This is a genomic window from Psychromonas sp. KJ10-10 (assembly GCF_047323245.1).
Lineage (GTDB): Bacteria > Pseudomonadota > Gammaproteobacteria > Enterobacterales > Psychromonadaceae > Psychromonas.
The window spans coordinates 3,237,585-3,263,728 of record NZ_CP178826.1 but is presented as its reverse complement, the minus strand read 5'-3'; the positions used below and the strand labels follow the sequence as shown (position 1 = coordinate 3,263,728).

The window sequence follows — 26,144 nt, the reverse complement described above, 5'->3', positions numbered from 1 at the left end:
TTATCAAGCGTTACTTAATGATCCTGTTACGTCCCTGTGATTTTGCACAATATAAAAGAGTGTCAGCTGTTTTTAACAATTCTATTTCTGATTCCCCATGATATTGAGCCAGTCCACCACTAATAGTTACTTTCATATTTTTGTATTCCCAGTTGATAGACTCAATGGTTTCTCTTATGCGGTTTGCAAGTTGATATCCATTTTCGAGCTTGGTATTTGGAAGAATAATTAAAAACTCTTCTCCACCATAGCGACCGACACGATCCATTTCTCTGGTGCAACTTTTGATAGTTTGGCTAACGCGTTGTAAAACAATATCGCCAAATTGATGACCATAACTATCATTTATCTTTTTAAAATGATCAATATCCATCATCACAATGGTTAAATTACTGCCATAGCGTTGTGACTTTTTAATCTCTTTTGCATACTTATGTGAAATGTAACCTCGATTAAATAAACCCGTTAATGCATCAGTCGTGGCAAGGGATTGTAACTGGCGATTTGCACCTTCCAACTTCGCAATTAAATCTTCACGTTCTTTCTGTGCTTGCTTTTGCTTGGTGATATCTCTAATCACCACAACTCGTGCCATTTCACCATGAAAGGCTATTTTCCGTGAGCGTATTTCAATGGGGAATTGTATACCATTTTTTTGATTGCTTGTGTTTCAAAAAGGTTTGGATTATCGCTTAACATATTTCTTAAAACGCTGTCTTTATGTTCGGGGAAAAAAGATCAAATCCATCCATTCCAATTAGTTCATCAATAGCATAGCCCGTCATTTCTGAAAGGCGCTGATTAACATCAATTAAAACTCCGCCGTTATGAATAGCAATGCCTTCGAAAGACGCTTCTTGCAGGCTAAAGAACCTTTCTTCACTTTCCTTAAGGTATATTTCGCTCTTTTTTCTATCGCTAATATCTAACATTGCACCAACTACGCCTGTTACCTTCCCCGTTGTGTCAGTTAGTGTGGCTTTATAAAGCATGTAATCACGGGTTATATCATCGAAACATTTTACTTGTGCTTCGTATAATTGAACACCAGGGTTTTTCATCAGCTCCAGATCCTGTTGATTATATACTTTTGCGAGATCAGCAGGGATCCTATTCGATAAATCATAAAGTGAGTGATTATTTATTTTTTCTTTGGGTAAACCAAGAATGGTTTTGGCAAAGGCATCATTACAAACCTGATATATACAATCTGCATTTTTATAGAAAATTGGGCAAGGTAACGTATCGAGTAATATATTTAATTTTTCGCTTGCTTCATAAAGCGCGACGGTTTTATTTTTTACTTGTATATCGAGCGATTTGTTCATTTGCTCTATGGTGAGTTTATTTCTTCGTTGATTAACAATTTGCATCAACAATAAAAGCATTGCTCCGGTTATTGTAAAGATTAACCAGCGTGGAATAAATTGTAATCTTTCCAGAAAAGCAGGGGGACTATTAATCACCTTACTACCAACAGGCAGTTGTTTTTTAGAGATATTAAATTTAGTCATTAGGTTATAGTCAAAAATTGTTTGATTAGTTATTTCTTTGATAATAGGAATATCATTTGCCTTTTCGCCTGCTAAGACTTTAAGGGCTATTTGTGCAACCTGCTTCCCTTGGAAAAAACCAGAGGAAATAACGCCTCCAACAATACCTTTCCCAAGATAGAAGTCCCAGGAACCGTATATAGGAACCTTAATTATGTTATTAATTAAATTAATGCCATCACGATAGGAAATAAAATGATTATTTTTATCTCGATTAAATGTTAGTAAATAAATAAGGGAGTCTTCTTTGATATCAGTTAAGTCCTGTTTAATGTTATCGAAGGAAAAATTGTCATAAAATTGAAAATTAACTCTATCCTTTAAGTGTTGAGTTGATTTTTTTACTTGCTGGGCAATGGCTTTGCCTGTGGTTGTTTGATCGTTAATAATAATGATTTCTTTGCTGTTAGGGTGAACGCTTAACATCAATTCAATTGTGCCTAATGTATCAATAGTTTCTACAATACCCGTTACTTGTTTGATACCTGTGATCAAGGTTTCATTAAAATCATTAATACCACCAAAGATGATTGGTGCGTTTGGATAGAGTTCCTCACCATATTGTTGAATAAACTCTAATGCGTTGTTATCGAAAACGATGACTAAATCAAAATTAATATGTTGCTTTTTTGATTGAAAGAATTCGATTAAGTTCTTTTCGTATTGTTCTCCTGTATTGCGTTTAGTATCGAGGTATTGATAATAAATTTCATGCTGTTGAGAAGTTAAAACCGATTGGATGCCTTGAGTAACATTATCTGTCCATTCCAAACCTTGGTGATATGAATGTAATACCAGTATGTTTTTTGTGCTCGCCTGAACAATATTTATAAAAGAAGAAAAAATAAAAAATGTGAATAAAAGTGGCAGAAGACGTTTAGGCATACTCTTTCTCTATCGTATTAAAAATGGCTCAGAGAGATGAAATATTGTTATTGGCTTCTTTTAGTATAGTGCAAAGAAATACAGCTAAGGTTTTAAGATCACATATTTATTATTGTTTTTAACGAAATATTTTAAATTTTATTCATTAAAACTTTCAAAACTGTTTATAAACAAATCCACAAATAATTTTATATTTTGTTACACTGATTCTAAGTTTGAAGATTTATTAGCCAAATACGCTTAGATAAATGCATAAATTTGGTTTAAATAACAATAAGTTGAATAATGAGTCCTTAACTATTAAGAGTTAAAATAGATAAGGCAATTAGATTTCAAATAACATAACTCAAGGAGAAAGTATGAAGTTAGTAAAGAAAGTTTCGTTAGTGGTTGCTTCAATGACTGTCATGGGAGCATTATCAACGGCGAATGCAGACAAGCTTGATGACGTGATAAAAAGTGGTACTTTAAATTGCGGCGTTGTACTTGATTTTCCTCCAATGGGCTACACAGATAAAGACAATAAAGCGACTGGTTTTGATGTTGATTACTGTAATGATTTAGCTAAAGCGCTAGGCGTAGAGTCAAATGTGCTTAATTTAACTTGGGGCGATAGAATTCCTTCATTAATCTCAGCTAAAACAGATGTAGTTGTCGGCTCGACTTCTGACACGCTAGAGCGTGCTAAATCAGTAGGTTTTACTTACCCGTATTTTGTTTTCAAATTTCAAGTCTTATCTAAAAAAGGCGTGAAAATGGATTCTTTTGAAGACCTTAAAAATGTCAAAGTTGGTGTCGCCCTTGGTACAACTTACGAAACAGAATACTTCAAGTATGCTGATTCTCAAGGCTGGGGAAGAGATAACTATACCTCTTTTAAATCTGAAAATGATGCTTATTTAGGTTTGTATCAAGGTAAGATTGATGCGCTTATTTCTACTAATACTAACATTGCAACTAAATTAACATCTGGACAATTTGATGACTTCGTCGCTGGCCCTTATGTGCCTAACTATGATGATGTTGTTGGTTTGATTGCAAAAAGAGATGAGCTTGCTTGGATAAATTACCTTAACTTATTTTTAGTTCACCAAATTAGAGATGGACGTTTAAATGAGTTACATATCAAGCACTTTGGTACACCTGTGTCGCCAGATATGGTACAAGCTTTACGAGATAATAAATAAGTCTCACTCGCTTTTTGTGCTCTTGGGAAAATAAAGGGCACAAAAGCAATTATCATTTAATCTTTGTTATAACCTCATTTTTTTATTTTACATTGTTTAATACAAAGGAAGTATTAATTGAATTGTATTTTCATTATGTAAAACAACTGAAAATAAATGCTTATTGCGGTTAATATTTAACAAATTTTGATTGATAAAAAGTAAACCGACGAATTGAATCGTCGGTTTAATCCAAGTAGTTAACAAAGAGGATCTATGGATAACTATGAATTTCATTGGGGTGTAGTTTATGATGCATTCCCACAATTATTAAGCGGTGCATTTACAACGGTACATGTCTCTGTTTTATCTATGCTATTAGGGATCGTCATAGCGGTTTTTTTAGCATTAGGAAAAATGTCTAAATCAAAGTTCTTTTATTCTATTGCAAATGTTTGGATAGAAATCGCACGTAACACACCAGCGCTTTTTCTTATTTATATGGCTTACTTTGGGCTCGGTGCCTATGGTATTCATTTAAGCCCTTATTTTGCCGTTTTTTCAGCTTTAGTTTTTATCAATGCAGGCTACTTAGCTGAAACCTTTAGAGGGGGCTTCCAATCTATTCCTATCACTCAATATAGTGCGGCGAAATCTTTAGGTATGAATAATATTAAGGTTTATCGCTATATTATCTTACCGCAAATGTTTAGGCGTATTTATCATCCGATGACAAATCAATTTGTTTGGTCTGTATTAATGAGTTCCTTAGGTATTTTAGTGGGCATGAATGAACTTTCCGGTGAAACGCAAAGGTTACAATCACTTTCGTTTCGTACCCTTGAGTTTTTTATAGTAGTCTGCAGTTATGTATTTTATTCTGACTAAATTTATTCTATTAGCATCAAGTTTAATGGCTAAAAAATTATTTAAGGGAGAAGTTTCATTATGAATTTATTTACTCCTTTGTCTTGGAATGATGCTGGTTTTATTTTAACTGGAGTTTGGAACACCGTTTTCATTTCTCTTGTTGCTATTGTGTTTGGCTCCCTATTAGGGTTAATTGTGGGGTTCTTAAGAGCTGAATCTAATAAAACCATGAATATCGTTTTAGGTAGCTTTTTAGATGTTCTTAGATCTGTGCCACTAATCATACAATTGATTTTGTTTAGTACCTTTATTGGTGCGTTAGGTTACCCCTTAGATCCTTTTGTATCTGGGGCAATTATTTTGTCTCTTTATACTATGGCCTTTATGAGCGAAGTGTTTAGAAGTGGCTTTGATAGTGTACCCGCATCTATGATAAATGCTTCTCGCTCCTTGGGAATGACTTATTTTCAGGCTGTTAGATACGTCAGGATCCCGATTGGTATGCGGGCTGTTTTTCCATCATGGTTAGGTGTGGCGTTGAGTGTTATTAAAGACTCTGCGTTGGTTTCTGTGATTGGTTATATGGAACTATTAAGAACAGCGGAACAATTAATCACACGCACACAACAACCACTGATGATTTTGATAGGTGTAGGAATATTTTACTTTGCAATCTCCTACCCGTTGTCACGATATGGAAAATATGTAGAAAGGAAGATGGAAATATGATTGAGATTAAAAACGTCCATAAATCTTTTGGAGAATTAGAAGTTTTAAAAGGTATTGATTTAACGGTAAATCGCGGTGAAGTGGTGAGTATTATAGGTGCGAGTGGTAGCGGAAAATCGACGCTATTATATTGTATTAATGCCATCGAAAAAATAAATAGCGGTAATATTATTGTTGATGGTGTTGATGTACATGATAAGAAAACTGACATCAATAAATTAAGACAAAACTTAGGTATGGTTTTTCAGCAATGGAATTCATTTCCTCATTTAACTGTGCTGGAAAATGCGGCGCTTGCACCACAAATTGTGAAAGGATTTAGCAAAGAAAAAGCGCAGGAAATTGCACGAAAAGAGCTTATTCATGTTGGCCTTGGAGATAAGTTAAATGAATATCCGACGCGTATGTCGGGAGGTCAGCAACAACGCCTTGCTATTGCGCGAGCATTAGCGATGGAACCTCCTTATATGTTATTTGATGAGGTAACCTCTGCGCTTGATCCGGAATTAGTGGGTGAAGTATTGGATACATTACGCTTGCTTCGAGATGATGGCATGACAATGATATGTGTGACTCATGAAATTGCCTTTGCAAAAGAAGTTTCTGATAAAGTGGCCTTTTTCCATCAAGGATTGATCGAAGAAATTGGTACCCCTCAACAGGTATTAGATAATCCTCAAAAAGAAAGAACACAGCAATTTTTGAGCAAAGTGCTGTAATAGTACTTGTCATTCCAACTAACGAATTAGGAATCGTTACACAATTACTTGCGCTAAATTGTTTTCAACAAGCCTGAAAAAACTGGTTATTTTGAAAACAAAAGCGTAAGTCATTTTGAAGCCGATCTTTAATGGTTTTCGATGGTTGGAATGATACTCGTATTCTGCGCCTGTGAATATTCAATGAGCTCAATCATTCTATCTTGAATAATCACTAAGTTCATTGATTGCACTGCTTCCCCTAAATAGTCATTTAGCGACAATCCATAACTACGATAACCCTGTCGAGTAGGAATAGACATCGACATAGGAATACCTTGAGCAACACCACCTGCAATTAACTCTATCGCTCTGTCAGCGGTTAAAACTGTTTGGGGATCGTCAATGGGTTGAAAAATGATGCCATTTTCATCGGAACGTAATAGGATGCCAGATCTATCAGGTCGCCATGTTTCATCTAATTGTGCCATAAAACGCCAAGCGCAATACCAATCCTGGCAAACATTAGGACGACAGGCATAAATTTTACAGCCTCCCTTATCCATTAAGTTTTCACAGGCTTGCTCAGCTGGTTTTTTAAAATCTTGATCATCAATTTGAAGAACAACACAACAGGCTGTGCATTCTCCACACTCTCGACCAGGCACTAAATGTGATTCATCACTTGCACTCAATTATTTCACCTAAAAGCTTATCGTAAAAAGATAGATATATCTTAGCAAGCAGAAGAACACAAGTTTTAATACTTTTTATAATGTGGAATTTTATTTGAACCGATCACTTGTTTGCCACTTACCATAAAGAATACCTGGGTATCGTTTTTCTAATAATGCTAGCATACTATCAGCTTTAATCTTAGGTTGTAGCGGTTCATTATTATTGCGAAGAGTTGATAAAAAACCTGATCGGGCATTACTAGGCGGGTTGGATTTATTTGTGCTCGTTGGAGGCGATTTTTGGTGATGCTTTTTGAGAATCGTAGCAAGCTTACTGTTATCTACTGGGAATAATAAATAGTCGTCAGCTGTACCTAATTTAATTGCTTGGCTAAGTATAATTTGATGGCTCAAACCTGAAATTAGTATTATTTTCAGGTGATTATGCTGTTGTTTAATCCTGTCACATAATGCTAAGGCGTGTTCACCTAAAGAGCGCTGATCAATAATAATCAGTTGCGCATTTTTCAGCCTTACATCGGAATTAATGACCTGGTGGTTAATTGCCACGCACGCATTATCGACATGCTCTTGGATTAATGCAGTTAATATCTTTAGTTGTAATAAATCATCACTGACAATGAAAATAGGATGGTTATTTTGTGTTGAAATAGGCATCTTAGTTTTTAAGCTGAGTTATTGAAAATTCCATTTTTTCAACTCTATTGCGGCCATTATCCTTTGCATTATAAAGTGCTAAGTCTGCACATTTAATCAAATTCTCTACCTTTAAATCAGCTGTGGGAATAACACTACAGACACCTAAACTAATAGAAACAGAATTGAGAGTAGGGTGCTCTAAATTAAGATCTAAAATTGCAATACGCATCTTTTCCGCAATTAACGCTCCACCAGAAAGGTCTGTATGTGGTAATAATAGGATAAACTCTTCACCGCCATAGCGAGAAACCATATCCGTTTTTCTTAATAAAGAAGTCTTTAATGCCTTTGAAACCTTTTGTAGGTATTCATCTCCAATCGCATGACCATAAACATCATTCACCTGTTTGAAATAATCAATATCCAGTAAAATAATACACATATGAATTTGCTCTCTTAATGATCGAGCCCACTCAATAGAAGATTTGTCATCAAAATAGCGACGATTATATAAACCAGTTAATGAATCAATAGTGGCGACACGTTGCAATTCTAGGTTACTTTCAATAAGTTTCTTTTGGCTAATTTTTAAAGCATGGAAGGCATAATCACGATGGATCATATTATTGAAGTAGGTGGTGTGATAACGCAATCTTGCAATTAGCTCGGTTGCATCGGGAATTTTTACTAGATAATCATTTGCACCCGCTTCAAAGGCAAGGGCTTTTTCCGATGGTTCCTCCTTGGAAGATAACATCACTACGGGAATATTAGCCATTTTGTTATTTTGTCTAATGTATCTTAATAGGGTAATACCATCGATATCAGGCATCATAATATCTAACAGAATTACCGCAGGTTGTACTTCTTCGATTAAAGACATAGTCTGAGCTGGAAATTGGCTGTAGTGAAAATTCAAATCTTCTGTCTTTGCAATCATTTGGCTAATGGTTTCACCGACAATGACTTGGTCATCTATCAGTAAAACCATGCGATTTAGCTCATAGTTTTCTGAATTGACATTTGTAGGTATTGTTTCTGTGTTGCTCATAATCGCTACTCTTTTTAGGTTAAGTGCTAAGTGCGTGTATTTTATTAACGAACTGAGCTGGTGTTAATATTTCAACCATGACTTGGCGACTGATGGCGGCTTTAGGCATACCAAAAACTCCACAGCTAGATTTTTCTTGAGCTATGGTATGGTGTCCGAGTCTGCGAAGTGCAAGTAAGCCTAAAGCACCATCTTCCCCCATGCCAGATAAAAGCATTGCAGTAATGTCACTTTTCCAGTGCATTGCAATGCTTGCAAAAAATTCATCCACAGAGGGGCGGTAGACTTGCTCTAATGGCTGTTGTTGATAATGAAAATTTCCGTATGAATCAATAATCAAATGATCGTTTGTCTGTGCTAAATAAACAGTTCCCTTTGTGGGTGAATGTCCTTCAAGTGCCGAAACCACTGGTAATGGGCAACTATTTTTTAAAACTGATAGTAGACCTTTTGAATGGTTTATATCTAGGTGTTGAATAATAACCACAGCCATCGGCATGTCTTTTTTTAATCCTGCTAGAATAATCAATAATGCCTTTAAGGCTCCTGCAGAACCTCCAATCGCTAATAAGGGGGCCTGTTGATTAGTTCTTTTAGTACTAAACATTTCTTTATTCATGTGAAGGCGAGTACCCTAATAAATCGTTAACTGTTTGGATAAAGCTATTATCCTGAAAACTACCTTTGCTGATATAACTGTCTGCGCCGGCCTGTAAGCCCCTTTCAAAGTCACCTGGGTTATCTTTATAAGATACAATGATCACAGGTAAATGACTCAATACGGAGTGGCTTTTTACTTTGTCTAGCAACTCCCAACCATTTAAGCGAGGCATATCAATATCTGTGATAAGCAATTGATAGCTATTCTGGCGTAAATGATTCCAGCCATCGACACCGTCAACGGCGACATCTACCGAATACCCATGTGCCTCTAACATATTACGTTGTACTTCTCTAATCGTGAGTGAGTCGTCGACAACTAAAATCTGTTTGTTGCTACTGTTTTTTTGCTCTTCATGTTCTGATATTTTAGTTGATAAATGCATTTTTTCCATGTTAGTGACCAGATCTTCCGCATCTAATATGATAATAGGTCGACCATCAGGCAGGGCTGATGCGGTGCGAGCATCTCGAAGTTTTCCTAGGGCTTGAGGTAAAGGTCTGTCAACCAGCTCTAATTCATTAATAATTTCATTAACCATAAAACCAAAATAATTTCTTTCTGATTTTAATAACACTAAGGTTGAAGGTGATTCTTCATCTGGTCCATCTAGCCCTAATGTATTTTTACCGTTAAAAAGATAAATATCTTTATCATATAAACGGAAAGTCGCTTTACCTTCAACGTAATAAACTTTATCTAGCGATAGTGGTATAACTTGTTCTATTCGGTTAACGGGAATAGCATAAAGCTCCTGTTCGATACGAAGGATCACACAACGTAAGGTTGCCATTGATAAGGGCAAACGAAATTCGAAATCAACACCTTTTCCAAATTGGTTATCTACTTTTAGTTTGCCATTAAATTTGGTAATAAAATTATGCACAACATCTAAACCGACACCACGTCCTGAAACTTGGGTGACTTCTTTTTTAAGGTAAATTGTGGTAGAAATATAAATGACAGAAGTTCTTCATCGGATAGTTTATTGGCGGTTTCCTTAGCAACCATGTTTCGCTCAACAATTTTTTTACGAATATTGTCAAGATCGATTCCGTTACCATCATCTTTCACATTAATAATTAAGTAGCCACTTCGGTCTTGCGCGCTAATTGTGAGTGTTGCTTGTTCTTTTTTGTCTTGCTTTAAACGTTGTACTGGCATTGCTACACCATGGTCAATGCTGTTTTGTACTAGGTGTATTAAGACAGGAGAAAGCTCTTCTAAGATATCGCGATCGATAGGTGTTTTTTCTCCTAGGATATTTAAATTTACGCTTTTATGTTGTTTTTTGGATAAGTCTCTGACTAATCGAGTCAGCCCCGTTAAGCAATTTGCAAAGGGGCCCATTCGGCAATTCAGTGCAGATTTAGATAATTGATTAACTTTATTTTTGTGCTCAACATGAGATAAATCTAACTTTTCAAATAATTCATTACAATGTTGCATTGTTTGTCTAAAAGACTTTTGTAATTCAGTTTTTTCAGAAAAAGCGTCCTCATCAAAGGAGTCTTCTGTATCCTTATCAAAGGCAGAAATCTGTTGTGATTCATTTAAATCATTGCCAAAAATAGATAGCTCACGATAGAGTCGACGGAAGTCATTCATTATTTCCAGTGATAATTGCGCATCTATTTTCATATCACTAGCAATATTAATGATTTTTTGTAGGTACTCTTCGGATCCTGAAAAATGACTTGTTGATACTACTTCTTGAGTTGGCTCATGAATATCAGCTGGGTTATTATGTTGTTGAGCGTTGTTTTTATTTTTTTGTTGTATCGATTGGCCTTTATTTGCCAAAAGGGTTTTAAAAAGTTGTTTGCTTTTATCTAATAACTCGTCAATTTTTGTCAGTGAGTGTTCTTCTTCTAGGGTCGCAAGGGAAGCGACATATCAATAAGTCGCATTAAAATATCAATATCATCACTTTTGAAGCTGTGCTCACCGTTTTGAACCTTGGTAAAGATGTCTTCTAAATTGTGAGCAAGTGTAACGACATTATTTAACCCTGCTAGTCTAGCCCCTCCTTTAAGGGAATGTGCACATCGCATCATCTCTTTGTAGTCATTAAGACGGGCACTACCCTGTTCTATTTTTAGCACACACTCGATAAGCAAATTAATACCAATTTGTAACTCTTTATTAAAGATCTCTGCGATATTAATATTTGCTCTGTCTTTTTCGCTACTTAGCTGTTCAGTTTGTTTTTCGGAAGCAGATGAAAAGGAGGTTTCAGTTAGATGAGCTACTTCATTATTCTTTTCTAACTCTGATTCAGACAAATTTTCTGTTAGTGTTTCACTAAGGTTATTTATGTTTTGTTGCGCTAGTTGATATTCCTTTTGTGGATTTTCACTCTTTGTTAATTGATCAAATATCAAACTAAGCTGATGTAAAACATCAATATCCTTTTCACTAAGGGGACTTGTTGTAACGAACGTTTCTTCGATAAAAACTTGGGATTTCTTTACTAATGAGACAAGATCATTAGCTTGAAGCAATAAGCCTCCAGCAACTAATTTTTGTAATTGATTTATTATTTCGGCAACACTCTTTGCTTCAGGTGCTTTTTTTGCCATGTAATTAAGGTTTGATTTAAATTTTGCAAACAATGCCGTAAATCGCTTTGCAGTATCTCCCACATGATAGATTTCCCTTAAAATTGTTTTTCAATCAATTGATTTAAAGCGTCGCTGTCAATCAGGCTTGCTTGTCCGTTTTGGTAGGTTATTCTGTGGCTAACAACGGACGAGTTTGCTTGGTCTCCTGGAATATTTGCAATCCTTACATTTTCTTGTGAGCAACGTTCTGTGCCCCAAAGTTCATTAACTCTAATGGCTAACTTTCCAAGACGAGATTGAACAAGAAGAAAACGCAGGTACTCCTTTTTATTTATTGTTGTTTGCGAGTCTGGCTTTGTCGATAAAATATATTTATCTAAATTGATTATTAGCATTGAATGGCTTTGATAATAACCAATACCTTCAATAATGGTATTACTCATATGTGGAATTTTACATACAGGACTTGGGTTTATTACGGAAATTATATTGTTTGTTGGCAAAGCAAACCATTCAAGTGCAATACGGAAAAAGGTGTAGGAAGTATTATTAATATTTTTAGATTTATTATCTGAAATTTGTATTATGTCTTTAGGGTCTAATAACGGAGCAGGACGAGATAATAATTTTTTGCCTGTTTCATGGAATACATCACAGTTAATACAATGCGTATGTTTTTTAATAATTCGCAATTTCTATTTTCACCTGCCCAGGCACCAATTCGGTTCCAGCAATCATCTATTTTTATATCAATTGATTGGCTCATTTTTTATGCCTCTAAATTGCTGTTTAATCGTATAAAGTATCGACGAGCATTCTCATCATCACCTAAACGTTGTGATAATAATGCTAAGTGATGTAATGCCTCTTTGTTTTTAGATTGTAAATATAGGGCTTTTTTAAAGGTTAGCATTGCATCTGAAAATCGTTTTAATGCCAGTAAAATTTCACCATGTAATAAATATAACTCTACTTGTTTTGATCTATCAATGATTGGGCTAGTGAGTAGAAGTGCCTCTTTAAAATGACCTGTATTGGCAAGATCTCTTGCGGTTCCTATTATATCCGAAGGTTTCTCAACTAAGGGCGTTGTGTCGCGAGCTGGGAATTTGCTAGGTAAATGAGCATCCTGACGAATAGGTTTATAATTGGAGACCTTGTGCTTATTGGCAGAAAATGGCATTTTATTTATTATAGGTATGTTTTTATTAGCCACTTTAAAGGTTGTATTTAATGGTTTAGTGGCCATGTGTAATGCATAGGTTTTGGACTTATTTAGTGACAATAAACCTTGTTGAGTAAAAAGTTCACTTCAACAGGGCCGACAAACAAGGTTCCATCCTGTTTTAATAATTTTTTTAACTGTATAAATAAGTCTTGACGATGTTTTTTTGATAGGTAAATGAGTAGATTACGACAGAAAACAATATCATATTTTTTTCAAAAAAGTCGCTGGCATCTGTGTAATATTGCCATGAATAAAATTAATATGTTTACGTATATTAGTTTTTATCTGTAAGCCAGCTGGATGTTTATCAACATATTTACTGTTTAACAGTTGTGTATATTGGATTGATTTGTTTGTTGAGTATATACCTAGTTGCGCCTTTTGAATAAGTGGCAAGCTGATATCTAAGGCATCTATTTCAAATTGTTCGAAATTTATTCCTGCATCTAATAATGACATGGCAATAGAATAGGGCTCTTCACCTGTTGCGCAGGGAATGCTGGCAATTCTAATTTTTTTACCTTTGTTTTTTAAGAACCATTTGTGAACAATGCTTTTTAAAAAAGCAAATGATTCAGGATAACGAAAAAAAGACGTTTCAGGGATCACTAGGTGATCTAATAATTTTTCTCTAATTTGTGAGTTATTGGGTAATTGTTTGATAACATCTGTTTTAGTTAATTGTAACTCAATTGCGAGAAGCCCAAGAGCAGTGTCGAGCATACGATCTGTTAAACTATCAAACTCCCAACCATAATGTTCAAATAGTTGCTGGCGTATTAACGAAAATGGCATATTAGTTGAATTCATGAATTAACGCTAAAACGTCCTCGGAGAATAATTTATCAAGTAGAATTTGTTGAATTGCTATGTTATTAATATTAGCTATTTTTCCACCAATTTGATTCTGTTGAGAAATTAGAGGATTGTTTTTCCATTTCTCCTCAGTGATTTTTAGGGTTTCTAGAGCTTCTTCTATTAATATAGCTATTTTGTATCTACGTTCATTGGAAGCTGTGAATTCAATGACAACAATTCGACTGCTCATAAGCAGGGCTGATTTCCTAGCATTTATTAATTGTGTTAGATCTATGGTAACAATAAATTGCCCTTGGTAATGAAAATAGCCTGCAATATAACTAGGGGATTGCATCATTTCGGTTAGTGCCAGTAATGGAAAAACCCGATCTATGCTTTTAGATGGAATTGCAAAGCGATTTTGATCTAGTTTAAAACACAAATAATGCATCGGGTTTACCCTTTAACTCTAAAACGTTTACAGGATTCACTAAGTTGTTTGGCTTCTTTATCTACTTCATCAATCGCACTATTACTGTATCGAATAGATTGTAATAAATCGGTTACCGTTTCTCCTAATTGGAATACTCCCGTTGAAATTTGCTCTGCTCCTTCGGTTTGTGATTCCATGCCTTCATGTACTGCGATAAAATGTGGTCCGATATAACCAACCTGTTCGACAATGCCGCTGAGCTTATCACCAACATTACTGATTTCCTCAACTCCAACAGTTATGCCTGCTTGAAATTTTTCCATGCCCATCACGCCAGATGAAACCGCTGTTTGGATTTCTTTTACTAATTGTTCAATATCCCAGGTTGCAATTGCAGTTTGATCCGATAAACGCCTTATCTCTGAGGCAACGGTTGAAAAACCAATACCCGCTTCACCTGCCTTATCTGCTTCAATGGTCGCATTGATTGATAATAAATTGGTCTGGTCTGCGACTTTATTTATCGTGGTGACCACTAAACTGATATTGCTGATTTTTTCATTTAATACGGATAACTTATTACCAATTTCTTGTGATGAAGAAACCATTTTACCGAGTATGGAGTTCATCTTTTGCAAGTCTTCTCGGCCTTCCTGTGCCGTTTCTGCGGCATGATCAACGGCTTTAGCTACTTCAGACATATTGTTAAGTAGTTCTTTTGCTGTTTGAGTAATCTCTTGAGAAGAGGCGACGATTTCTTGAGTAGAGGTTGCCTGCTCAGAAACAGTTGATTCCTGTTCTTTACTGGTAGTAGTCATGTTAGAAACCGACTCTGATAGTTTTGTACTCGCGTTGACCATATTACCGGCGAGTACTTTCAATGAACTGGACATCTGGTTTATTTCTGAGGATAGTTGTCCAAACTCATTACTGCCATCATGAGGGCATTTATTTTGTAAATAACCATCGGATACTTTACCAACAACACTAACAATATCTCTGATGATCTGACTAAGTGCTTTTGCATAAATAATGATCAATAGCATGACTAGTGCAATAGCTATTAAAAAGGCATAAATAGATATCATGATTGCCGACTCATCTTTCTTTATAATGCTCTCTTGCAACTGGGTTGTTAAATCATAAAGAAGCTGAACCGGCTCTTTGTCTAAACCAGATACATATTGGTCAGCCAGTTTTGCACCTTCAGTTAAACTTGAATGATACAAATCAAGGGCCTTTATATAACGTTTGGTCATCGCGCTTTGTAAGCTTTGAATCTTTCCTAGGTTCTTAAGATCAAAGTTAAGTCTTTCACTTTCAGTGCTAAGAAGGTTTAGTTCTAATTTGATAAGGCGATCATTTTCTTGCATAGACGCTAAATGTTTATCGTAGGAGTCAGTATCATAGCCACGTAACAGGATATTTTTCCAATCTTGAATTTGATTTCTGAGGTGGCTTTGGGATTGGTTGGCAATGGTCGCAAGCTTGCGATAGTTGTTGTGCTTGGTGTATATTATGAATACCTGTGACGCCAGCAAGACCAACCACGAGTAATGTAATTGCGCCAATGACGTAAAGCTGTACCCATACACGTACATTAAGCATCCAGTAGTTAAACATTTGTTTCATATCATAAACTCATAGTGAAATTATAATTATTAGTATAGCCACAACCCTATTTAATAAAAGTAAATATACACAATTATTTTGATATGTTTTTTTGAAGTTTGATAATGTTAGGTGTTTAACGGGAAGCTGAAAAATAGGTTTTGAATTATATAACCAGTTTCTTTCAATGTTTATAAGAAACTGGTTATATTCTAGGGTTTAATCCTCTTCAATCAATGTCATAAGAGAGGTGTTACCACCAGATGCTGTGGTATCTACACTGACGGTTTTTTCTGTGACTAAACGTTGAATTAAGTTATCAAAATATTCAGAGCTGATCACAGGTAAAATTGCGCCATCTCTTTGAGCTAACTTTTTACTCACATAATGTTTACTTTCACTTCCACCATCAACGACGACTCCTGATAGGGCAGGGTGAGCAAGTAGTGTGTCAAAATGGCATAATTTAGCCACCTGTAAGACGCCTTTGCTTGCACCAGTGGTAATAAACTTATCTCTAAAGGCTAATGCCTCTTGGTAGAATAATTCAGATACAACCGCTATTACAGTGTTGCCCGTCGCTAAAGCGGTAACAATTGATAATACCCAGAAATTAAAATTTACACCTTGATCGGCATAACAGATTAGATTTCCTCTATTTTCTAAATAAAGCGTATTTGATTCACCCGTTGGCCCAGGTAATGATTTTGGTTTTTTTAAATGTTTTTCAATATCAATCAGCTGAGAGCGAGCAGAGGCGAGGGTCTGATTTAAGTTATCTGCTAAATCATCAACAATGTCGACCTGTGCAATTTTAGCTAATAGTTGGCGAACATAGGAAATGCGAGTATTTAGTTCAGTTAGACGCCAAGCTTTTTCACAATCCTTCGCTTTATTCATAAAGTGATTCGCTTGGTTAACATCTTCTGTACTCTGCTCTGTGTTGCCTAAAAAGCTATTTAGCGCATTAATTTCATTTTCCTCAGGAGTCGATTTCTCTTTCATTAAACGGGGTAAATAATTTGGTCCGCCCGCTTTAGGGCCAGTGCCTGATAGTCCGCGTCCACCAAAGGGTTGTGAGCCAACAATTGCACCAATCATATTACGGTTGATATAAACATTACCCGCGCGGGATAATTTTGCTAGATCGAGAGCTCGTTGTGCGATACGAGTATGAATGCCCATGGTTAAACCAAAACCGCTACTGTTTATGTCATTGATAACCTCTTCAATCTGTTCACCTTTGAAACGTACAATATGTACACAGGGACCAAATACTTCTTGTTTCAATATGTTAATACTTTCAATTTCGTATAAACGAGGAGCAAAAAAGAAATGATTGCTTGTATTTGTTGAGCTATCTGAAGTTAATTCATGATTTGAAATATCACATTGATATAATAGTTTCCCGTGATTTTTCATATACTCAGCATGCGCATTAAGTGTATCTAGTGCTTTTTGATCAATAACAGGCCCGACATCTGTACTCAACATGGCAGGATCGCTAATGGTTAATTCAGCTAATGCACCCTTTAGCATGGTGATCACGTTATCAGCAATATCCTCCTGTAAAAACAAAACTCGTAAGGCTGAACAGCGTTGGCCGGCACTTTGAAACCCTGATGAAATCACATCATCAACTACTTGCTCTGGCAATGCAGTTGAATCAACAATCATGCAATTTTGACCACCTGTTTCAGCAATAAATGGTACTTGCTCGCCACCACGCTCCGCTAAGGTTTGTGATATAAGAGTACCTGTTTGTGTGGAACCAGTGAACATAACTGTTTGGATACGTTTATCAGGTAATATTGTCGCTCCAACCTGATGGCCGGGTGCGATGATAATTTGAACGACATTTTCTGGTAATCCAACAGAGTGCATTAACTCAAGTGCGCGCTTAGCAATTAAACTTGTTTGTTTCTGCAGGTTTTGCAAGCACAGTATTACCGGTGACAATGGGCGCCGTTATTTGCCCTAGGTAAATCGCTAAGGGAAAATTCAGGGCTAATACATAATATGATTCCTCGGGCTTCTAAGCGACTATCTTCGCTTAATATCTGCGCTTGTGTTGCATAATAACGGCAAAAGTCGACGGCTTCTCGAACTTCATCTACGCCATCTTGAGCGACTTTACCTGCTTCTTTAATACATAAGCCAATTAATTCATCCATATGAAGTTCTAAAATATCAGCAACGCGATATAACAAGGCTGCGCGATCAGCTATTGATATTTGTGACCAGCTATCAAAGGCAATTTCTGCTTTATCAATCATGGTTAACATTTGTGCTTCATTGGCAAAGTGATGATAACCAATCGTTTGGCTGTGATTAGCAGGGTTCTTAACTGCAACAGCGTCCTCTGGAATATCCTTTTCGCTTACCTGATGTTTTATAAACCATGTATCTAGCGTTGTTTTCAAACGTGTTATTTCATTAATATCAGTTAAATCAAAACCTTTGGAGTTTTTACGGCTTAATTCATTTCTATTAGCATTTTCTGAGTGATACAGATCAGAGGGCAGAATAATTTGACTATTATATTTATTTTTAAGTCGTAGTGTTTTTTCGACGGGATCTTCTAATAATGATTCAACGGGTTGGGATTCATCAACAATCGCATTCACAAAGGAAGAATTCGCACCATTCTCTAGTAAGCGACGCACCAAATAAGCAAGTAGGGCTTCATGATGACCAACGGGCGCATAAATACGACATTGAATACTTTCTTCTGTGACAATTTGATTATATAAAGAATCACCCATACCATGTAAACATTGGAATTCAAACCCTGCTTTATCTTCGCCTGCCAATTCCACGATAGTGGGCTGCGGTATAAGCATTATGTGTGGCAAATTGCGGGTAGATGGTATCACGATAAGCTAACAGTTTATTGGCACATGCATGATAAGATACGTCTGTTGATGATTTACGGGTAAACACCGGAAAGTGCTTTAGACCATCTTTTTGGGCATGTTTTATTTCACTGTCCCAATAAGCACCTTTTACTAGTCGTACCATCATTTTTCTATTACATCGCAAGGTCAAAGAGCGTAGCCAATCCACCACAAAAATAGCGCGCTTTTGATACGCCTGCAAGGCAAGGCCAAATCCTTGCCAATCTCCAAGGTCATCATCTAAAAAGATGGTTTCTATAATATCTAAGGAAAGATCTAATCGTTCTGATTCTTCTGCATCTATGGTTAAGCCAATATTATGATGTTTAGCTTGCAAACATAATTGTTTTAATTTGGGCACTAATTCGGCCATTACTCGGCTTTTATTTGCCAGTTCATAACGAGGATGAATAGCGGAAAGCTTAATAGATATGCCAGGGACTTTACGTGGATCATTTTTACCAGAGGCAAGAGCAACTTTACCTATTTCAGAAATTGCATTCTCGTAGGCACTATAATAGGACTGTGCATCTTTTTCTGTTCGAGCGCCTTCGCCTAGCATGTCATAGGAATATACGTATCCTTGTTGCTCTTTAGTGGCAGCTCGTTCAGTAATTTGCTTTGATAGTTTCACCCATGACAAACTGCTGACCCATTACTTTCATCGCATAATTCATTGATTTGCGAATAACAGGCTCACCTAAGCGACCAACTATCTTTTTTAATAAACCAAACTGTTCTTTAGCGCGTTTGTCGGCGTAATTTACCATCGAAACCTGTGAGTAATAGTCCCCATGCAGAGGCATTTACAAATAAAGAGTCACTAGCACCTAAGTGTGTACTCCATTTTCCCTGTGAAATTTTATCGCGTATCAGTTCATCTTGTGTATGTTTATCAGGAACGCGTAACAAAGCTTCAGCTAAACACATTAAAACAACGCCTTCTTCAGAAGAAAGAGAATACTCATTTAATAAAGCATCAATCGCGCTATTTCCGCTTTGGTCTTCGCGGATTTTTAATACCATTTTACGTGCTCTTTCCCAAGCACGACTTCGAGCTCCAACATTCACCTCTGCGATGGGCTGTATATGCTCAATCGCTGTATTTTCATCGATGCGGTAGAATTGACGGATTTGTTGTCTAATGGGGCAATCAGTGATTAGTGGTTCTGTAAATAGCATGATTGTTTCCTTAAATGCGATGCGAGAAAAAATAAAGCGCAGTGTAAGACTACGTTATCATATTGAATTGCTCAGGGTTAAATTTTTCTATCACAGAAAACTTTGCTATTAAAACAATATGCCTAAAAGCAAAAAGCCGTCACAGATTGAGTGACGGCTTTTATAAGGATACTTACTGTAGTTTATATATCTACTGTACTAACTGGCTCTCTATCGCGCCATTGAATTAATAACAAGGTCGCCATTAGAATAATACCAACAAAACCAAACCCAAAAGGATTTATCAATATGACTGGAATTGCGCAAAGTGACAAGACACGCTCAACAAAGGTTAGCTTACGTAACAAGTGGCCTTCAATTGAAATCGCAATGGCAACAATAACGGTTAATGTTTGAATAATTGATAATCCTAATTCAAATATACTTGCACCTGGAGTGACGAGGTCACTGTATGCCATCATGATAGGAATAATAAATAAGCCTCCAGCAAGCTTGAATGCTTCTACTGATGACTTCATCGGATTAGCATTTGCAACACCTGCTCCGGCAAAGGCGGCTAAAGCAATAGGAGGTGTCACATTAGAGGATTGTGATAACCAAAATATAATCAGATGAGAGGTAAGCAAAGGCAAGCCAAAATCACCCAACATAGGTACAGCCATCACCGCTAATACAATATAAGCCGCGGTAACGGGTAATCCCATACCAAGAACCAAAGCAACCAAACAGATTAGTCCAAGGGCAATCAACATATAACCACCAGAGAAATCCATTACAAACTGAGTAAATTGTAAACCGATACCCGTTTGGCCAACAACACCAACTATTATTCCTGCGGCACCACAGGCGACGGAAATTGGCAAGGCGAGCAATGCACCTTTTTCCATTCCTTCAATAAATTTTCGAAAGCCAATTCGACTGTGTTTACGAAGCGCGACTGTGAGTAATATTGCGACACAACCAGCAACGCCAACTAATAAAGGAGAATAGGCCAACATTAATAAAGTGGTGATAAGAATAAGTGGCGACAAATGGTGTGCGCCATCTTTCATCACTGAAATAACGGCTTCTGTGCGACTTACTGCTTTTAGATCTAGCTTACATGCCATAATGTGTACATATAAGAGGGTACAGAAGAAGTACAAAATAGCAGGTGCAATAGAGGCGATCATAATTTCGCTGTAGGGAACCCCCGTAAATTGCGCCATTACAAAGGCTCCTGCACCCATAATAGGTGGCATAATTTGTCCACCCGTTGATCTTTGTCGCTTCAATTCCGGCGCTTGTTCTGATTTATAACCGAGCTTTTTCATCATCGGGATAGTGATGGAACCCGTAGTTACTGTATTTGCAATCGCTGAGCCTGATATAGAGCCTAGTCCTGCAGAGGCTAATACAAGCTGCTTTTGCTGGCCCACCACGATATTTTCCGGCAATAGAAAACGCCAAATCGATAAAGAATTTACCTGCTCCAGTCACTTCTAAAAAAGCACCAAATAAAACAAAGATAAAAACGGTTGTGGTACGCGATGCCTAGTGCAGAGCCAAAAATACCGTTAGCAGAGAATATCTGAAATTGAATAATATCCTGTAATGAATAAGCTTTAATCGCTAAATCACTAGGTAACATATCTCCAAAGGCACTATAGGCTAAAAACATTAGGGCAATAAAAACCATTACTAAACCAATGGTGCGTCGACACGCTTCCATTAACAATATAATAATGGAAACACCTGCAATCATATCGGCAAGTTGTAAACCATAAAACAAATGATTGACATCGTTATAATCAAAAATGAACATGCGGTAAAGTACGCAAAAATGATAAAACCACATAAAACAAGGTCAATTACTTTACCAACTAAATAAAGGGGTATTACGATTTCTAATAAAGAGGGTAATGTAAAAAAATGAGCACTAATACCCAACATAGGTGTATTGGGCGAAAATAAGTGGCGGAGATAGTTGAACTGACACCTTGCCATATTTGAAAAACAGAAAGAGAAACGGCAATGCCTAGGATAAGATAACCAAATAATGTGACCACCTTTTCATAAGCAAGTGGCTGGTTTAATTCATCGTCATCATCAATATTATTATTATTGTTTGTAATGTCCATATTAACACCTAACGGATATTCGAAAAATAGATGTAATAAAAAGGCAAAGGTGCCTTTTTATTCAATTTGAGTGACTATGCTGATAGTTACTCATGAGATCAAACTTACTGGTTAAAAGAAATCATTATTCTGCAATCTGCAATCTGCAATAAATTTAAATTTAGCTAACTCCTTCTAGCTCAGTTAATACCAATTGTAATAATACAATTGGTATATTTTTTCTTATTCAATTAGCGATTATTTAACCGAATCAAGATATTTTTGAGCACCAGCGTGAAGAGGAACACCCTGCAAACGTGTTGCATTCGTTGTGGTTGTCATCTCGGCCATTTTTACTACTTTACGAACATCTCCCATATTTTCATAGGCGACTTTAGTTAAGTTGTAAGCCATTTCATCGCTCATTTTTTCGTTAACAACTAACACGTTCCAAACGCTTAAAGTTGAAACTTCACCAACATTGTTATACACATCCGCTGGTATATCATAAACGCTGTAAGCTGGGAATTTAGCCATGAACGCAGTGCTTTCTGCTTCAGTAATTGGAAGAATTTTAATTTTATGTGTTAAAGCAATTTGTGTTACTGCACCCACGCCTTGACCACCAACAATAAAACCAACATCGATTTGACCATTTGCTAATGCATTGGTTGTTTCAGAGTAGTTTAAGTACACGGCATCAATATCTTTTTTTACATCAATTCCCATCGACTCTAATAGTGCGGCAGATGTAACTGCTGTACCACTAGCAGGAGCGCCAAGTGAGATACGTTTACCTTTTAATTGTGCAAGTTCAGTAATGCCTGACTTTTCTAATGTTAGTGCATGGATCAGGTTAGGATATAAAGCGAATAATGTTTTAACGGGCATTTTTTGTGGGAATTTACCTTCACCATTATAAGCGTCAAGTACAACGTTACCCATTGCAATACCTGCAATCATATCGCCACGAACAACTTTAATAGTATTTTCAACAGAGGTTGCTGTTACTTCTGCTGTTGCATTTACATCAGGTACATGTTCAGACCATACCTTTGCAAGTGCACCACCAAATGGATAATAAATACCACTTTGACCACCAGTACCAATTGAATAGTTTTCTGCATTAACAACCGTAGGTAGAATTAAAAATAATACCAACATTAAATTACGTTTAAACATAATATCTCCTTGTATACAAAATATATTAACCTGCTCTATTTTTAATCACAGATTAAGCAATTGGTATACACATTACTCATAGTCTCTACGAAGTCAACTATTAGAAAACACGTATGTTAATTAAATGTTAAAAATTAAATTCATGTAAAGAATTGATATTTAATGGTTAATTTATTTTTATGAGATGGGGGTATCATATATTTAAGCTTGTCTTGAATTGGCTAAAGATTAAAATTGTGAAGTCATAAGCATTGTTGTTAATGATATTGTTAACAATGGCTACTAAAAAACTAAACAAATATTCAACTGAAGTCAGGTTGTATTTTGCTTCTTAAATTGTAACAGGTATAATATACATTCTCATCGGGGAGCTGACTTATACTCAATCTTAATAAATAGCCGATCTATTTTACTAGTTAAAATTTTGATCACACATTTAATAGGATAGGTATTGGCTGAGACTGTTAATCATTTAACTAAACCCGTATACCTGAACCAGATAATACTGGCGTAGGAATTGAGCTCATCACATGTTTCTTTTCTGATCAGCATCATTTCCTATTTATTCCACACTAAATGGGTGACATAGTGAAAAAAATACTTCCTCTAATCGCTTTTAGCGCAATCTTCGCAATGCCTGCAACTGCTAATAAGTTAGTTGTGTATACCTACGATTCTTTTGCTTCAGATTGGGGTCCAGGCCCTAAGGTTAAAACGGCCTTTGAAGCAGAATGTGATTGTGAGCTTGAATTTGTTAGTTTAGATGATGGTGTTTCCATTTTAAATCGTTTGCGTTTAGAGGGAAAACACAGTCAAGCAGATGTAGTATTAGGTTTAGATAATAACTTAATGGCTGAAGCTAAAAAAAGTGACCTTTTGGCAAAACATAATGTTGATACAAGCCAGGTTATTTTAGAAGGCGGTTGGTCTGATGATATATTTGTTCCCTTTGATTTTGGGCATTTTGCTTTTGTTTATAATAAAGAAGCATTAACAAACCCACCTAAAAGTCTGCAGGAACTAGTTGACAATAAGGGCGATATTAAAGTTATCTATCAAGACCCGCGTACTTCAACACCAGGTCAAGGTTTAATGTTATGGATGAAATCCGTTTATGGTGAAAAAGTCACTGATGCTTGGAAACAGTTAGCTAAAAATACAGTGACAGTAACAAAAGGATGGTCTGAAGCCTATAACATGTTTTTAAAGGGAGAGGCTGATATGGTACTTTCCTATACTACATCGCCTGCTTATCACATTATTGCTGAAAACAATACCCAATATGTAGTCGCAGACTTTGCTGAGGGGCACTATGCTCAGATTGAAGTAGTAGCTAAAGTTAAAAGTAGTAAAAATCAAAAGTTAGCAGATCAATTTATGAACTTTGTGTTGAGTGACGGTTTTCAATCTGTCATTGCGACAGGCAACTGGATGTACCCAGTTACTGGTGTCGAGTTACCAAAGGAATTTGATATGTTAACTATGCCAAATAAATCATTGTCTTTTACAGCAGAAGAAATATCTGAAAATCGTAAGACTTGGATACGTGAATGGCAAAATGCATTAGTTAATTAACTTCCTTGTTTACTTCTAATAGAACTCAGATCATTCCTGGTGTTTTTCTCGCTGGGTTGATCTTAGCTTTTATGCTGACAGCAATGTCAGCTTTGTTGTTATATAGCCCTGAATCCAGTCTAAGTACGATTTGGCGAGATCCCTATTATCGCCATGTTACCGCCTTTAGTTTTTATCAATCTTTTTTATCTACCTTACTCAGTGTTGGCCTTGCTATTCCTGTTGCCCATGCTTTATCTCGGCGAAACTTTAAAGGTAAAGGTTTATTACTAAAGTTATTTGCAACTACCTTAGTCTTACCCGTTTTGGTTGGTGTACTAGGTTTAATTTCTATTTATGGAAACAGTGGCTTAATTGCCCAGTCTTTAGCTTATATTGGTATAGAGCTACCATTTTCTATATATGGTTTAAATGGTATTTTACTCGCGCATGTCTTTTTTAATTTGCCCTTTGCAACACGATTATTATTACAATCCTTACAGAATATTCCCGCTGATCAACATAAATTAGCGACACATTTAGGCATTTTTCATTGGCATAAATTTAAGTTTGCTTGAATGGCCTTCCATGCGTCAACAATTACCCCACGTTGCTGGATTGGTTTTTATGCTTTGTTTTACTAGTTTTGCAACTGTAATGGCATTAGGTGGAGGACCGAAATCAACCACTATCGAACTCGCGATCTATCAAGCAATTAAATTCGATTTTGATTTACAGTCAGGTGCTTTATTAGCGCTATGGCAAATGATCTTATGTACTGCAGTTGCGATTTTTATTCAACGTTTTTCAAGACCTTTGCCAATAATGAATAGTCAACATCTACAAGTTGAGATTATATTTGCCGATAATAATAAAGCACGTTGTTGGGATTACTTTTGGATCATCGCTGTGATGGTGTTGGTTTTACCGCCATTATTAATGGTAGTTATCAGTGGCATCAATAGTCAGTTATTAATCATGTTGATGGGAAGTGATTTTTGGTATGCATTAGGCAATTCACTATTTATTGCACTTTTCTTGCTTTTTAGCATTAGTGACTGGTATTTTTATTCTTATCAGCAGTCGTCATTGGCGCTTACGAGAACTTCATTTTAGGGCTGATAAGTTGGAGCTAGTGGCTAGCCTTATTTTAGTCACTCCTGGCATCGTTATTAGTACCGGCCTTTTTTATTATTGCGTGAAAGAGGTAATGTATTTAGCTTCGCTTGGGCTGTTGTTATTGCAGTAAATACGTTAATGGCCCTACCATATGTGATAAAAACCCTTGCACAACCCATGCTCCATATTGCACAGCAATATGATAAATTATGTATTAGTTTAGGTGTGTTGAACTGGCAACGCTTTAGGTTAATTGAATGGCGTGCAATAAAGCGACCTATTGTGCACGCTTTTACCATTAGCTTTGTATTATCCGTTGGCGACTTAAGTGCCATTGCATTATTTGGTAGCCAAGATTTTACCACCTTACCACTGTATCTATTACAGCTTTTAGCAAGTTATCAAATGTCATCAGCGGCAGTTATTGCGCTTGTTTTGTTATTGTTAAGCGTGGGGACTTTTGCCTTATTTGAAAAAGTAATGCTTAAGGTTAAGCATGAAAACTAAATTCACTATCCCAGTAAAGA

The 26,144-nt window shown here is 36.3% G+C and carries 26 protein-coding genes, 1 pseudogene and 1 riboswitch; of the genes and pseudogenes, 8 read left to right on the top strand and 19 right to left on the bottom strand.

The window, feature by feature from the left end; all coding sequences use genetic code 11:
• Positions 1-10 precede the first annotated feature (10 nt).
• Both ACLKMH_RS18695 and ACLKMH_RS18690 read right to left on the bottom strand, forming a co-directional pair.
• On the bottom strand, positions 11-595 hold the full coding sequence (locus ACLKMH_RS18695) for a GGDEF domain-containing protein (protein WP_413699465.1): 585 nt from the start codon (positions 593-595) through the stop codon (positions 11-13).
• A 109-nt stretch (positions 596-704) separates the two neighbouring features.
• A complete protein-coding gene (locus ACLKMH_RS18690; protein ID WP_413699464.1) occupies positions 705-2,438 on the bottom strand; it encodes an ABC transporter substrate binding protein in 1,734 nt (577 codons plus the stop codon).
• A 359-nt stretch (positions 2,439-2,797) separates the two neighbouring features.
• Here ACLKMH_RS18690 and ACLKMH_RS18685 point away from each other — a divergent pair, with 359 nt between their 5' ends.
• The 4 genes from ACLKMH_RS18685 (at position 2,798) to ACLKMH_RS18670 (ending at position 5,922) form a co-directional block, all read left to right on the top strand.
• The gene (locus ACLKMH_RS18685; RefSeq protein ID WP_413699463.1) at positions 2,798-3,625 is read left to right on the top strand and encodes a transporter substrate-binding domain-containing protein; all 828 of its coding nucleotides are present in this window, start codon (positions 2,798-2,800) and stop codon (positions 3,623-3,625) included.
• 255 nt (positions 3,626-3,880) lie between these two features.
• Positions 3,881-4,492: an amino acid ABC transporter permease gene (locus ACLKMH_RS18680; protein ID WP_413699462.1), complete on the top strand. Its 612-nt coding sequence runs from the start codon at positions 3,881-3,883 to the stop codon at positions 4,490-4,492.
• A gap of 60 nt (positions 4,493-4,552) precedes the next feature.
• Positions 4,553-5,203, top strand: a complete 651-nt coding sequence (locus ACLKMH_RS18675) for an amino acid ABC transporter permease (protein ID WP_413699461.1) — start codon at positions 4,553-4,555, stop codon at positions 5,201-5,203.
• A complete protein-coding gene (locus ACLKMH_RS18670) occupies positions 5,200-5,922 on the top strand; it encodes an amino acid ABC transporter ATP-binding protein (RefSeq protein WP_413699460.1) in 723 nt (240 codons plus the stop codon). Before ACLKMH_RS18675 ends, ACLKMH_RS18670 begins: the two co-directional genes overlap by 4 nt.
• A gap of 128 nt (positions 5,923-6,050) precedes the next feature.
• On the opposite strand, the gene ACLKMH_RS18665 is transcribed toward ACLKMH_RS18670, so the two are convergent.
• The 17 genes and pseudogenes from ACLKMH_RS18665 to ACLKMH_RS18585 form a co-directional block, all read right to left on the bottom strand.
• Positions 6,051-6,596 (bottom strand): hypothetical protein, encoded by a 546-nt coding sequence (locus tag ACLKMH_RS18665; RefSeq protein WP_413699459.1) that lies wholly within the window; start codon positions 6,594-6,596, stop codon positions 6,051-6,053.
• 90 nt (positions 6,597-6,686) lie between these two features.
• On the bottom strand, positions 6,687-7,256 hold the full coding sequence (locus tag ACLKMH_RS18660) for a response regulator (protein WP_413699458.1): 570 nt from the start codon (positions 7,254-7,256) through the stop codon (positions 6,687-6,689).
• Between the two features lies 1 nt (position 7,257).
• Positions 7,258-8,289, bottom strand: coding sequence for a diguanylate cyclase (locus ACLKMH_RS18655; protein WP_413699457.1), 1,032 nt, complete (start codon positions 8,287-8,289; stop codon positions 7,258-7,260).
• A 19-nt stretch (positions 8,290-8,308) separates the two neighbouring features.
• Positions 8,309-8,908: a chemotaxis protein CheB gene (locus tag ACLKMH_RS18650; protein ID WP_413699456.1), complete on the bottom strand. Its 600-nt coding sequence runs from the start codon at positions 8,906-8,908 to the stop codon at positions 8,309-8,311.
• Complete coding sequence (locus ACLKMH_RS18645; RefSeq protein WP_413699455.1) at positions 8,901-9,836, bottom strand: response regulator; 936 nt, start codon at positions 9,834-9,836, stop codon at positions 8,901-8,903. Before ACLKMH_RS18645 ends, ACLKMH_RS18650 begins: the two co-directional genes overlap by 8 nt.
• Positions 9,837-9,841: 5 nt before the next feature.
• A complete protein-coding gene (locus ACLKMH_RS18640; RefSeq protein ID WP_413699454.1) occupies positions 9,842-10,753 on the bottom strand; it encodes a hypothetical protein in 912 nt (303 codons plus the stop codon).
• A 68-nt stretch (positions 10,754-10,821) separates the two neighbouring features.
• Complete coding sequence (locus tag ACLKMH_RS18635) at positions 10,822-11,595, bottom strand: Hpt domain-containing protein (protein WP_413699453.1); 774 nt, start codon at positions 11,593-11,595, stop codon at positions 10,822-10,824.
• Positions 11,596-11,609: 14 nt separating this feature from the next.
• The gene (locus ACLKMH_RS18630; protein ID WP_413699452.1) at positions 11,610-12,206 is read right to left on the bottom strand and encodes a chemotaxis protein CheW; all 597 of its coding nucleotides are present in this window, start codon (positions 12,204-12,206) and stop codon (positions 11,610-11,612) included.
• A 77-nt stretch (positions 12,207-12,283) separates the two neighbouring features.
• Positions 12,284-12,799, bottom strand: coding sequence for a hypothetical protein (locus tag ACLKMH_RS18625; protein WP_413699451.1), 516 nt, complete (start codon positions 12,797-12,799; stop codon positions 12,284-12,286).
• Positions 12,790-12,918 (bottom strand): hypothetical protein, encoded by a 129-nt coding sequence (locus ACLKMH_RS18620; RefSeq protein WP_413702395.1) that lies wholly within the window; start codon positions 12,916-12,918, stop codon positions 12,790-12,792. Before ACLKMH_RS18620 ends, ACLKMH_RS18625 begins: the two co-directional genes overlap by 10 nt.
• A gap of 25 nt (positions 12,919-12,943) precedes the next feature.
• On the bottom strand, positions 12,944-13,552 hold the full coding sequence (locus ACLKMH_RS18615; RefSeq protein WP_413699450.1) for a CheR family methyltransferase: 609 nt from the start codon (positions 13,550-13,552) through the stop codon (positions 12,944-12,946).
• Positions 13,539-13,991 carry a chemotaxis protein CheW gene (locus ACLKMH_RS18610; RefSeq protein ID WP_413699449.1) on the bottom strand — a complete coding sequence of 151 codons (453 nt, stop codon included), beginning with the start codon at positions 13,989-13,991 and terminating at the stop codon, positions 13,539-13,541. The genes ACLKMH_RS18615 and ACLKMH_RS18610 overlap by 14 nt, the downstream gene beginning before the upstream one ends.
• 5 nt (positions 13,992-13,996) lie before the next feature.
• Positions 13,997-15,574 (bottom strand): methyl-accepting chemotaxis protein, encoded by a 1,578-nt coding sequence (locus tag ACLKMH_RS18605; protein ID WP_413699448.1) that lies wholly within the window; start codon positions 15,572-15,574, stop codon positions 13,997-13,999.
• Between the two features lie 229 nt (positions 15,575-15,803).
• Positions 15,804-19,663, bottom strand: a pseudogene (gene putA, locus ACLKMH_RS18600) (bifunctional proline dehydrogenase/L-glutamate gamma-semialdehyde dehydrogenase PutA).
• A 182-nt stretch (positions 19,664-19,845) separates the two neighbouring features.
• Positions 19,846-21,099: a TRAP transporter permease gene (locus tag ACLKMH_RS18595; RefSeq protein WP_413699447.1), complete on the bottom strand. Its 1,254-nt coding sequence runs from the start codon at positions 21,097-21,099 to the stop codon at positions 19,846-19,848.
• A gap of 450 nt (positions 21,100-21,549) precedes the next feature.
• Entirely contained in the window at positions 21,550-21,783 is a 234-nt protein-coding gene (locus ACLKMH_RS18590; RefSeq protein ID WP_413699446.1) for a hypothetical protein, read from the bottom strand.
• 237 nt (positions 21,784-22,020) lie between these two features.
• Positions 22,021-22,944, bottom strand: a complete 924-nt coding sequence (locus tag ACLKMH_RS18585; protein ID WP_413699445.1) for a TAXI family TRAP transporter solute-binding subunit — start codon at positions 22,942-22,944, stop codon at positions 22,021-22,023.
• 354 nt (positions 22,945-23,298) lie between these two features.
• Positions 23,299-23,478, top strand: a riboswitch (TPP riboswitch).
• Between the two features lie 54 nt (positions 23,479-23,532).
• On the opposite strand from ACLKMH_RS18585, the gene thiB reads away from it, so the two are divergent.
• From thiB to ACLKMH_RS18565, 4 genes are all read left to right on the top strand, one after another.
• Entirely contained in the window at positions 23,533-24,519 is a 987-nt protein-coding gene (gene thiB / locus ACLKMH_RS18580) for a thiamine ABC transporter substrate binding subunit (protein WP_413699444.1), read from the top strand.
• Between the two features lie 83 nt (positions 24,520-24,602).
• Complete coding sequence (locus ACLKMH_RS18575) at positions 24,603-25,076, top strand: hypothetical protein (protein ID WP_413699443.1); 474 nt, start codon at positions 24,603-24,605, stop codon at positions 25,074-25,076.
• Positions 25,077-25,086: 10 nt separating this feature from the next.
• Positions 25,087-25,614: a hypothetical protein gene (locus ACLKMH_RS18570; RefSeq protein WP_413699442.1), complete on the top strand. Its 528-nt coding sequence runs from the start codon at positions 25,087-25,089 to the stop codon at positions 25,612-25,614.
• A gap of 78 nt (positions 25,615-25,692) precedes the next feature.
• Positions 25,693-26,124 (top strand): ABC transporter permease subunit, encoded by a 432-nt coding sequence (locus ACLKMH_RS18565; RefSeq protein ID WP_413699441.1) that lies wholly within the window; start codon positions 25,693-25,695, stop codon positions 26,122-26,124.
• Positions 26,125-26,144 lie beyond the last annotated feature (20 nt).

Bases quoted from the DNA above. Each gene is read 5' to 3' on its own strand.
- ACLKMH_RS18695 (WP_413699465.1), bottom strand. From the start codon at position 595: ATGGCACGAGTTGTGGTGATTAGAGATATCACCAAGCAAAAGCAAGCA.
- ACLKMH_RS18690 (WP_413699464.1), bottom strand. From the start codon at position 2,438: ATGCCTAAACGTCTTCTGCCACTTTTATTCACATTTTTTATTTTTTCT.
- ACLKMH_RS18685 (WP_413699463.1), top strand. From the start codon at position 2,798: ATGAAGTTAGTAAAGAAAGTTTCGTTAGTGGTTGCTTCAATGACTGTC.
- ACLKMH_RS18680 (WP_413699462.1), top strand. From the start codon at position 3,881: ATGGATAACTATGAATTTCATTGGGGTGTAGTTTATGATGCATTCCCA.
- ACLKMH_RS18675 (WP_413699461.1), top strand. From the start codon at position 4,553: ATGAATTTATTTACTCCTTTGTCTTGGAATGATGCTGGTTTTATTTTA.
- ACLKMH_RS18670 (WP_413699460.1), top strand. From the start codon at position 5,200: ATGATTGAGATTAAAAACGTCCATAAATCTTTTGGAGAATTAGAAGTT.
- ACLKMH_RS18660 (WP_413699458.1), bottom strand. From the start codon at position 7,256: ATGCCTATTTCAACACAAAATAACCATCCTATTTTCATTGTCAGTGAT.
- ACLKMH_RS18655 (WP_413699457.1), bottom strand. From the start codon at position 8,289: ATGAGCAACACAGAAACAATACCTACAAATGTCAATTCAGAAAACTAT.
- ACLKMH_RS18650 (WP_413699456.1), bottom strand. From the start codon at position 8,908: ATGAATAAAGAAATGTTTAGTACTAAAAGAACTAATCAACAGGCCCCC.
- ACLKMH_RS18615 (WP_413699450.1), bottom strand. From the start codon at position 13,552: ATGAATTCAACTAATATGCCATTTTCGTTAATACGCCAGCAACTATTT.
- ACLKMH_RS18610 (WP_413699449.1), bottom strand. From the start codon at position 13,991: ATGCATTATTTGTGTTTTAAACTAGATCAAAATCGCTTTGCAATTCCA.
- ACLKMH_RS18605 (WP_413699448.1), bottom strand. From the start codon at position 15,574: ATGTACGTGTATGGGTACAGCTTTACGTCATTGGCGCAATTACATTAC.
- ACLKMH_RS18590 (WP_413699446.1), bottom strand. From the start codon at position 21,783: ATGGACATTACAAACAATAATAATAATATTGATGATGACGATGAATTA.
- ACLKMH_RS18585 (WP_413699445.1), bottom strand. From the start codon at position 22,944: ATGTTTAAACGTAATTTAATGTTGGTATTATTTTTAATTCTACCTACG.
- ACLKMH_RS18575 (WP_413699443.1), top strand. From the start codon at position 24,603: ATGTCAGCTTTGTTGTTATATAGCCCTGAATCCAGTCTAAGTACGATT.
- ACLKMH_RS18570 (WP_413699442.1), top strand. From the start codon at position 25,087: ATGCGTCAACAATTACCCCACGTTGCTGGATTGGTTTTTATGCTTTGT.